Raw genomic sequence first — 7,065 nt, 5'->3', positions numbered from 1 at the left:
CGCTGCCCATGCGAAGGGCCGCACCGGCTTTCCGGTGCGGCCCTTCTCATTGAGCAAGCCAACAGGGCCGTCCCGCCAATCGGGCACGGCCTTTTTCATGTCCGGCCTGTCCGCAGGCTGCGCTCGCACTTTTGCAGGCAAGCGCCCCCACTGTGCAGGTGCGGCCTGACGCGTCTTTCATTGCACCTGAACTTGCAAAAATGATGCTGGAGAATTGCACGCAAAACGCGCAATGGCATGGCGTGCTTTCAGCCCCGACGGCAGGCCCTGTGCGCGCGGCAATTTGCGTCGATGCGGCGGCATGCTAATACGTTAGAGCTAAGTATCAAAATTTCTTTTCGGTTGCACTGTGCGCAATTTTTGTTCAACAGCGCGCCGCACTTACATTGATGAGGACCTAGTTCGATGGCGACGCTCGCCGATGCCGGCCTGACCTTCACTTCCCTGCCCCACCCCTCGCCGACCGGTGCGGATCAGCGTGCTGCGATTCTTGCCAATCCGGGCTTCGGCACGCACTTCTCGGACCACATGGTGGTGATCGAATGGACCGAGGGTCAGGGCTGGCACGATGCCGTGATCGGTCCGCGCCAGCCGATCGCACTCGATCCGGCCGCTTCGGTTCTCCACTACGCGCAGGAAATCTTCGAAGGACTCAAGGCCTACAAGCAGGCGGACGGCAGCATCGCCCTGTTCCGCCCCGAGGCCAACGCCGCGCGCTTCAATCGCTCGGCCGAGCGTCTGGCCATGCCCGAACTGCCCGAAGCGCTCTTCGTGGAATCCATCGAGCGGCTGGTCCAGGCCGATCGCGACTGGATCCCGGAGGCCGAGGGCGCCTCGCTCTATCTGCGACCGTTCATGATCGCGACCGAAGCCTTCCTCGGCGTGCGTCCGGCCAAGCAGTACAAGTTCATCGTCATCGCCAGCCCGGCGGGCAACTACTTCAAGTCGGGCGCCCCGGCAGTCTCGATCTGGGTCAGCGATTATACCCGCGCTGCCCCGGGCGGCACCGGCGCTGCCAAGTGCGGCGGCAACTACGCCGCCAGCCTCGTGCCGCAGGGCGAGGCGATTGCCCGCGGCCATGACCAGGTCGTCTTCCTCGATGCCGCCGAGCACAAGTGGATCGAGGAACTGGGCGGCATGAACCTCTACTTCGTGTTCGATGACGGCACCCTGCTCACCCCGGAACTGACCGGCACGATCCTGCCCGGCATCACCCGCGACAGCCTGCTCACCCTCGCCCGCGAGGAAGGGCTTACCGTCACCGAGGGCCGCTACTCGATCGACCAGTGGCGCGAGGATGCAAAGTCGGGTCGTCTCGTCGAGACCTTCGCCTGCGGCACCGCCGCCGTGGTCACGCCGGTCGGCAAGGTTTCCGGGCGCGACGGTGAATTCACCGTCGGTTCGGGCGGCCCCGGCCAGCTCACCCAGAAGCTCAAGAGCCGCCTCGTCGCCATCCAGCGCGGGCAGGAAGCCGATACCCACGGCTGGATCCGCAAGATCGGCTGATCGAGCCGCCTTTCGGTTTCGGGATTTCGCAAAAAGGCCCGGCAACGCTTGGCGCTGCCGGGCCTTTTCTCGTGGGGCGAGCAATCGTCCGCTCCGAACCGACTCCCTGCCGCCCCGGACCTTGTCCCCGGACAGGGCCGAACCTACCTACCGGGCCTGTGCCCCTACCCCTCACACCGAAACAGGATGCCCCCCGCATGACCGATCTCACCTACACGCCGCCGAAAGTCTGGACATGGGATGCGGAAAACGGCGGCCAATGGGCAAAGACCAATCGCCCGATCTCCGGGCCCACGCACGATAAGGAACTGCCGCGCGGCCAGCACCCGTTCCAGCTCTATTCGCTTGGCACGCCCAACGGCCAGAAGGTCACGATCATGTTCGAGGAACTGCTCGCGGCCGGCATCGGCGAAGCGGAGTACGATGCCTGGCTGATCTCGATCGGCGATGGCGACCAGTTCGGATCGGGATTCGTCTCGATCAATCCCAATTCGAAGATCCCCGCCCTGCTCGACTGCTCGGGCGATGAGCCGATCCGCATCTTCGAATCGGGCGCGATCCTCGTCCACCTTGCCGAGAAGTTCGGCAAGTTCCTTCCCACCGAACCGGCCGCGCGCGCCGAGTGCATGTCATGGCTGATGTGGCAGATGTCCACCGCCCCGGTGATCGGCGGCGGCTTCGGGCACTTCTACGCTTATGCGCCCGAGAAGTACGAGTACCCGATCAACCGCTATGCCATGGAAACCAAGCGGATCTTCGATGTCGCGGACCGTCGACTTGCCGAGAACCGCTTCCTGGCCGGAGACGAGTACACGATAGCCGACATCGCCACGTACGGCTGGTTCGGCGCATTCCTGCGCGGCGATGCCTATGACGACGGCGCAACCTTCCTCGACATTCCCAGCTACAAGAACGTGGTGCGCTGGGGTGAGGAAGTGGGCAACCGCAAGGGCGTCCGGCGCGGCCGCATCGTCAACCGCACTAACGAAGGCTGCGTGCGCGAGCGCCACAGCGCGACCGATATCGACGCGGTCCTTTCGGCCTGATCGCACGGGTTGGGGCCAATTGTCCGAAACATGCGATTGGCCCCTTTTCAGCCCGAACATTAGCCGCTAAGCGCGCATTCCCTGCTGGGGCGTCGCCAAGTGGTAAGGCACCGGTTTTTGGTACCGGCATTCGCAGGTTCGAATCCTGCCGCCCCAGCCAGCAGCTCTTCGGACTATCCGGCATTCAAAGAATGCGTATCCAAGACTTGCGTCAAAGCTGATGCCCGAGCCGTCGGGCACCAACCGAACTACACGCCAGCCTGATCTTCAGCAGCCCTGCGCTGAACGAGCGCTTCGATTTCATTTGGGTTGAGGATCCATGTCCGCGTCTTTTGACCTGTCCGGAATACCGGCCGTGTCAGCAGGATGCGTGCCTGTTCCTTGGCAAAGGGCTTGAAAAGCGAAAAGTGCGTCACGCACTCGAGAATGGTACCAATGACGGGCGTCTTGCCGTCCAGGTCTATCAACGTCGCGGGCTGATCCCAGGGAATGTTCATCATAGCTCACGCCTATCGTGCGGCAGTTCAGATGCAAAGCATCAAACGCCTCAATGCAGAACACTCCTTTTATGCAGGCGATGGCTTTTGCACCATCCCACCCAGCACAGTCTCGCCAGACCTGCGCGATGCTCGATAGCGCTCCGCACCGCACATTCCGGCACCTCGGTCGAAAGCCCGGAAAGAGCCACCTGAAGGCCGGCAAGGCCTTAACGGCTGGCCAAGCGGCTCGTTCGTCAATTCTTGTGGGGAGAGCGCACTGGCTATGGTCACTTGACTGGCGAGCCGCAAAAACTAAGCAGTGATTAACAAGTGCGCCAAGTCACGCCAAGAGTGAGAGAGAATAATGCTTCGTTTTCCGGCTTTGCGAACCATCGCCTGCGCTTCCGTCATCGCGATTACGCTGTCTGGATCGATCGGCACCGCTCACGCTCAGCCGAAATGGCGCGACCTCAACCATAACGGGAAGATGGATCCCTATGAGGATCCGAGCGCAAACACGGACGATCGGGTTGAAGACCTGTTGTCGCAGATGACGGTCGAGGAGAAAGTCGCCGCGCTCGCGCACGGCAACCTGCCCGGACTCGGATCGCCCTTCGGAGCGTCCGATCAGGGCTATGACATGCCGGCGGTCGCAACGGCCATCCGGGATCGGGGCGTAACGAGTTTCATCACCCGCCTGACGGTGCCACCGCGCGTCTTCGCGCAGATGAACAACGCCATCCAGCACCTCGCGGAAAACACACGCCTGGGCATTCCGGTGACTGTGAGTACCGATCCCCGCAATCAGTTCCAGGAAGTGCAGGGAGCGACGAACAAGGCCAACGGCTTCTCCCTGTGGCCCGATCCCATAGGGCTGGCCGCGATCGACGATGCCGACCTGGTTCGCGAATTCGGCACGATCGTGCGCCGCGAATATCGTGCGGTCGGCATCCACATGGCCCTTTCCCCGCAGGCCGATTTGACGACCGATCCCCGATGGCCGCGTATCGCCGCGACCTTCGGCTCCGATCCCGCTCGCGTCTCGCGCCTTGTCGGTGCCGAGATCGAAGGATTGCAGGGCGGAGCTGCGGGTCTGCAAAAGGATGGCGTCGCCGCCATCGTGAAGCATTGGGTGGGTTATGGCACCAGCGCCAATGGCTTCGATGCGCATAATGCCTATGGCAGCGACCTGCTTCTCAACGATGCCGAACTGGCGCGCCATGTGTCGGCGTTCAAGGGAGCCTTCGCAGCGCATGTCGCCGGTGTGATGCCCACTTACGGCATCCTGAAGGGCGTCACCATCGACGGGAAACCTGCAGAACCGGTCGGCGCGGGATTCAGCAAGCAGGTGGTCGAAACCATGCTCCGCAAGGATCAGGGATACAAGGGACTTGTCGTTTCCGACTGGGCCATCGTGAACGATTGTCCGTCATCTTGCACCGAACCGACCCAGGCCAATCCCCAATCGCCCATGGCAATCGGCATGCCATGGGGTGTCGAGGGACTTTCGAAGGCCGAACGGATCGGCAAAGCCGTCATGGCGGGTGTCGACCAGATCGGGGGGCTCGACGATCCCGCACCGATACTGGCTGCCCTGCGCACGGGACAATTCAGCCAGACGCGCCTCGATGAGGCCGTTCGTCATGTCATGCGGGTCAAATTCATGCTGGGCCTGTTCGACAATCCCTACGTCGATCCTGATCGCGCCAGCGAAGTCGTGGGCGCAGCCGCTTCGCAGCAATTGGCCGACAGCGCGCAGCGCCGTGCGATCACGCTGTTGACCGACCGGAAAAAGGTAAAGGCGCTGAGGCCGGGTCAGCGGGTTTGGCTATTCGGCATGTCACCGCAAGCCGCCCGATCCGCAGGACTGATCCCGGTGGACCGACCGGAAGCGGCAGAGATTGCAATCATCCGCATGAAGACTCCTTCGGAGAGGCTCCATCCCTGGCACTTCTTCGGCGGCATGCAGGCAGAGGGTCGCACGGATTTTCGCAATGGAGATCCGGGTTTCGATGCGCTGACGGCGATGGGCAAGGATATCCCGGCCTATGTCGCCGTGGATATGGATCGCCCCGCGCACATCGCCAATCTGACGGACAGGGCCAGTGCGCTTTTCGCGGTATTCGGGGCGTCGGACAATGCGGTGCTGGACGTCATGATGAAACCGAAGAAGGCGGAAGGGAAGTTACCCTTCGATCTTCCATGAAATCAGTGACCTTCATCGACCACTGCGCCGCACGTCTTGTGCGCGGCACGGTGGCCCGCGCCTGATCCGACGCGGGCATGCCCGAACGGATGTCCCGGAGCGGCAGGAAAGGCCATTCCGGAGCGTGGGCACGATCTGCGCGCGACCTGGGCTTCGGCAGCCGCTCTTCCCCGCAGTATCGGCAAGGCGCAGTGCGGCGATCGGCTTCGGGTCGCAACGACCGTCTCAAGCCGCCGCAAATCCCCTTCTCAAGTGAGCGCTGTGATAAAATCACCGCGCTCACTTGCTCCTGAGCTCTTGCCATCAGGTGAATGTTAGCGCTATCTCTCTCGACACAAGAACGATCGTGAATCGGACGGGAGAGCAGTTCAGGGCATGTTTCTGGGAATCGACATTGGCACGTCCGGCGTAAAGGCCGTGCTTATCGACACGGCGGGAACCGTGTGCGACCAGGCATCCTCGTCGCTGACGGTCTCGCGTGTGCAGCCGCTGTGGTCCGAGCAGTCGCCCGACGACTGGTGGGCCGCGACCGAGGCAGCCGTGCAGGGACTGTCGGCGCATCTGCGCGCCAGGGTTCAGGCCATCGGACTTGCCGGGCAGATGCACGGCGCGACCCTGCTGGGCGCCGACGATCGTCCCTTGCGCCCCGCCATCCTCTGGAACGACGGGCGCAGCTTTCGCGAATGCGAAGAGATTGAAGCAGCCGAACCCCATTCGCGGCAGATCACCGGAAACCTGATGATGCCGGGTTTCACCGCACCCAAGCTGCAATGGGTCCGCCGCCACGAACCCGAGATCTTTGCCAAGGTCCGCACGGTCCTGCTGCCCAAGGACTACGTCCGCCTTGCCATGACCGGCGAGAAGGCGAGCGACATGTCCGATGCCGCGGGCACCCTCTGGCTCGACGTTGCCCGGCGCGACTGGAGCGATGCCGTCCTGTCGGCCACGGGCCTCTCGCGCGAGCACATGCCGTGTCTGTTCGAGGGCAGCGAAGTGAGCGGCCAGTTGCGTCCCGATGTGGCCTCGCGATGGGGCATGGACAGTGTGCCCGTCGCGGCTGGCGCCAGCGACAATGCCGGCGGTGCAGCGGGAATCGGGATGATCTCGGACGGCGATGCCCTGCTTTCGCTCGGCACTTCGGGCGTGATCTTCGTGGCCACGCAACAGTTCCGCCCCAATCCCGGGCAGGCGGTCCATGCCTTCTGTCACTGCCTCCCGGCCATGTGGCACCAGATGAGCGTCCATCTTTCCGCCGCATCCTGCGTCGACTGGGCCGCGCGCTTCATGGGCTTGGGCGCACCGGCCGACCTGTTCACGCTCGCCGAGCAGGCGGGCGCGGCAAGCGGGCCGGAACTGTTCCTCCCCTATCTTTCGGGCGAGCGCACCCCGCACAACGATGCGCATGTGCGCGGTGCCTTCCTGCGCGCTGACAACGAGACCGGTCAGGGCAGACTGGCCGCGGCAGTGCTGGAAGGCGTGGCCTTCGCCCATGCCGACGGGCTGGCCGCGCTGCGCGAGGCGGGGACCCATGTCTCGACCCTGTCGGTCATCGGCGGTGGTGCCCGGTCGCGCTACTGGGGTTCGATCCTTGCCGCCGCGCTCGATGTGCGGCTCGAATACCTCGATGGCGGCGAAGTCGGCCCTGCCCTTGGTGCCGCAAAGCTCGCGATGATGGCCGCCACCGCTGCTTCGGCGGCCGAAGCCTGTACCCGCCCGGCTGTCGTCGATGCCATCGATCCCGATCCCCTGCTGGCCGAGCGCCTTGCCCCCAAGCTTGAGAAATTCCGCCGCGCCTACGCGGCCGTTCGCGATCTGTGAAAGGAATACC

5 protein-coding genes and 1 tRNA gene are annotated in these 7,065 nt (G+C 63.6%); 5 read left to right on the top strand and 1 reads right to left on the bottom strand.

Annotation, left to right across the window (positions count from 1 at the left end; genetic code table 11):
* Positions 1 to 405: 405 nt before the first annotated feature.
* From SPHV1_RS17530 to SPHV1_RS17520, 3 genes are all read left to right on the top strand, one after another.
* Positions 406 to 1,506: a branched-chain amino acid aminotransferase gene (locus SPHV1_RS17530; RefSeq protein WP_054947316.1), complete on the top strand. Its 1,101-nt coding sequence runs from the start codon at positions 406 to 408 to the stop codon at positions 1,504 to 1,506.
* A 197-nt stretch (positions 1,507 to 1,703) separates the two neighbouring features.
* The gene (gene yghU, locus SPHV1_RS17525; RefSeq protein WP_054947315.1) at positions 1,704 to 2,552 is read left to right on the top strand and encodes a glutathione-dependent disulfide-bond oxidoreductase; all 849 of its coding nucleotides are present in this window, start codon (positions 1,704 to 1,706) and stop codon (positions 2,550 to 2,552) included.
* Between the two features lie 85 nt (positions 2,553 to 2,637).
* Positions 2,638 to 2,712, top strand: a tRNA-Gln gene (locus tag SPHV1_RS17520).
* Positions 2,713 to 2,800: 88 nt separating this feature from the next.
* On the opposite strand, the gene SPHV1_RS17515 is transcribed toward SPHV1_RS17520, so the two are convergent.
* A complete protein-coding gene (locus SPHV1_RS17515; RefSeq protein WP_054947314.1) occupies positions 2,801 to 3,052 on the bottom strand; it encodes a hypothetical protein in 252 nt (83 codons plus the stop codon).
* A gap of 343 nt (positions 3,053 to 3,395) precedes the next feature.
* On the opposite strand from SPHV1_RS17515, the gene SPHV1_RS17510 reads away from it, so the two are divergent.
* Together SPHV1_RS17510 and xylB are read left to right on the top strand one after the other, a co-directional pair.
* Positions 3,396 to 5,237 carry a glycoside hydrolase family 3 protein gene (locus tag SPHV1_RS17510; RefSeq protein WP_054947313.1) on the top strand — a complete coding sequence of 614 codons (1,842 nt, stop codon included), beginning with the start codon at positions 3,396 to 3,398 and terminating at the stop codon, positions 5,235 to 5,237.
* Between the two features lie 375 nt (positions 5,238 to 5,612).
* Positions 5,613 to 7,055 carry a xylulokinase gene (gene xylB, locus SPHV1_RS17505; RefSeq protein WP_054947312.1) on the top strand — a complete coding sequence of 481 codons (1,443 nt, stop codon included), beginning with the start codon at positions 5,613 to 5,615 and terminating at the stop codon, positions 7,053 to 7,055.
* The last annotated feature ends 10 nt before the right edge of the window (positions 7,056 to 7,065 follow it).

The organism is Novosphingobium sp. KN65.2, from assembly GCF_001368935.1.
In the GTDB taxonomy this organism is placed as follows: Bacteria; Pseudomonadota; Alphaproteobacteria; order Sphingomonadales; family Sphingomonadaceae; genus Novosphingobium; species Novosphingobium mathurense.
Note: the sequence above shows the minus strand (reverse complement) of the source record. Positions and strands in the feature narration are given on the sequence as shown.

Coding starts and splice junctions, on each gene's coding strand:
- xylB (WP_054947312.1), top strand. CDS start 5,613: ATGTTTCTGGGAATCGACATTGGCACGTCCGGCGTAAAGGCCGTGCTT.
- SPHV1_RS17515 (WP_054947314.1), bottom strand. CDS start 3,052: ATGATGAACATTCCCTGGGATCAGCCCGCGACGTTGATAGACCTGGAC.
- yghU (WP_054947315.1), top strand. CDS start 1,704: ATGACCGATCTCACCTACACGCCGCCGAAAGTCTGGACATGGGATGCG.
- SPHV1_RS17530 (WP_054947316.1), top strand. CDS start 406: ATGGCGACGCTCGCCGATGCCGGCCTGACCTTCACTTCCCTGCCCCAC.
- SPHV1_RS17510 (WP_054947313.1), top strand. CDS start 3,396: ATGCTTCGTTTTCCGGCTTTGCGAACCATCGCCTGCGCTTCCGTCATC.